The following is a 1,047-nucleotide window of genomic DNA, read 5'->3' on the forward strand; positions in this document are numbered from 1 at the left end:
CGTATGTTTTTAAGAGAGAATAAATTGACCAATCAAGTACTGATGCGAGCAGGTAGGGCAAAAAAATTAGATTCTTTACCTGTCTTGGTGTTTACTGCTACCGAGCAGTATAAAGATTCTCAAAAACAGAAATACAGAAAAGATGGAATTAACCCTGAAAAGCAAATTCAATTATGGTTTGATATGCAAAAAGAGCTAAAAGAATTATCTACTAACGGAAAACAGATTATTATGAATGCGAGCCATGGTACGATCATCACAAAGAAAGAAAATGCTGACGTAATAAACAAAGAGATTCTTTCACTATCTGAGAAGATTGGAAATAAAAATTAGATGTACATATGACAAACCCAATAAGAAAGATAAATACGGATTATTCAACTTAAAGTTCAAATATCCTCGACCGCAGGCCCTTTTTATAGCGAACGAATTATCGAAGCTTTTGTGAAAGAAAATGTTAGTGGTTACGATATAATGAAAGGTGGGGAATCTAAAATAGATCTATATTTTTTCTAAAAAAAAGTAAAAAATAAAAAAACTAATGATGTGGTAAAATTGCTATCAAAAAAATATTTTGTAAAGCGATGAACTTTTCGAGATTAAAATTTTTAAGTTCATTACTAAATAAAAAATCTCAAAAAACGATGGTATAGATGAAGAAGGGGAACCTTATAAATATTTAATATATACTATGATTCACCAAATTGATTCTGAAAAAGTTATAATGTGTGGAGTATATGATATATAAACTTTTTAAAATTAGGATCAAGTAAACTTTATAAATAAATCCAGTATTTTAATGATAGAATCTCACAAAACGATAGTACTTTGTAAATAATTAAAAAACATATAACGAATAATTATGGGCACCCGATTTACACCTGAACATTCTGATTACTTTCATCTCAGTTTCAGGCTTTATCCGAACAGGTACTATGGATTTTGATTAGTCGTTGATAAAATTTATGTATATCCGTTTTTCATCATACCGCTGTAATGTTAGCAATAATGAGCCTATCGAATAGTTTATCTGCAAAATATCTTCGA

The 1,047-nt window shown here is 29.1% G+C and carries 1 protein-coding gene; it reads left to right on the top strand.

What is annotated here, in order from left to right:
- Positions 1 to 333, top strand: a 333-nt coding sequence (locus tag AB671_RS19810) for a hypothetical protein (protein ID WP_228391023.1), incomplete at its 5' end; no start/stop codon positions are given.
- Positions 334 to 1,047 lie beyond the last annotated feature (714 nt).

The sequence above is a fragment of the Chryseobacterium sp. BGARF1 genome (assembly GCF_001677955.1).
In the GTDB taxonomy this organism is placed as follows: domain Bacteria; phylum Bacteroidota; class Bacteroidia; order Flavobacteriales; family Weeksellaceae; genus Chryseobacterium.